This window comes from Paenibacillus xylanexedens (assembly GCF_007680605.1).
GTDB classification, from domain to species: Bacteria; Bacillota; Bacilli; order Paenibacillales; family Paenibacillaceae; genus Paenibacillus; species Paenibacillus xylanexedens_B.
This window is the reverse complement of record NZ_VEIO01000088.1, coordinates 1-267: the sequence shown is the minus strand read 5'-3', so window position 1 is coordinate 267 and position 267 is coordinate 1. Positions and strand designations below refer to the sequence as shown.

Here is a 267-nt window from a genome sequence, read left to right as displayed (position 1 = left end):
ACATGCCGATCGACCCGGCGTACCCGCCGGATCGGATGACGTACATGCTGGAGGACAGCGGGGCGGATCTGTTGCTTGTATACGGCGAGAATGTGGAAGTACCGCCAGCTTATGCCGGCACTGTGCTGAACTTGGCGGACGTATCGCTGTACACGGGCGAACCCGCAAACCTGCCAGCGATCAGCGGCGTAAGCGATCTGGCGTATGTGATCTATACCTCGGGGTCGACGGGACAGCCGAAGGGCGTAACTGTTGTCCAACGCGGCG

Annotated in this window: 1 protein-coding gene; it reads left to right on the top strand. The window is 61.0% G+C overall.

Annotated elements, in window-relative coordinates; translation table 11 throughout:
- The coding region (locus FS818_RS28500; protein ID WP_145336778.1) for an AMP-binding protein at positions 1-267 on the top strand (267 nt) is incomplete at both ends.